This window comes from Streptosporangium amethystogenes, from assembly GCF_000721075.1.
GTDB lineage: Bacteria > Actinomycetota > Actinomycetes > Streptosporangiales > Streptosporangiaceae > Streptosporangium > Streptosporangium amethystogenes.
In genome coordinates, this window is sequence record NZ_JOEQ01000175.1 from 1 (window position 1) to 348 (window position 348).

A 348-nucleotide genomic window follows, 5' to 3' on the forward strand; every position below is an offset into this window, starting at 1 on the left:
CCACCTGAGCCGCGAACAACTCGGGAACCACCCCACCCGACCACTCCACCACCGTGTCATTCCACTCGGACAACAACCGGTGACGCTCACCCTCCTCCAGCACCTCCACCGCGCTCAACGGCAACTCCGCACCACCGTCCAGCGCCTGCTCCAGCGCCCGGACCAGGCTCTCGGTGGCGGTACGGACCTGCACGGCCACACCACGCGCATCGATCGGCGCCACCGCGTCCACCGTCAACGACAGCTCTGCCCCACTGTCATTGACCGCGACCGACAACGGGTAGTTGTTGCGGTCGACCACCAAGACGGTCCGGCTGCCCTCAACCCCCTCATCCGCCTGCTGCCCGG

Annotated in this window: 1 protein-coding gene; it reads right to left on the minus strand. The window is 67.8% G+C overall.

Annotation, left to right across the window (positions count from 1 at the left end):
* Positions 1 to 348, minus strand: a 348-nt coding sequence (locus IG98_RS52260) for a hypothetical protein (RefSeq protein ID WP_037973109.1), incomplete at both ends; no start/stop codon positions are given.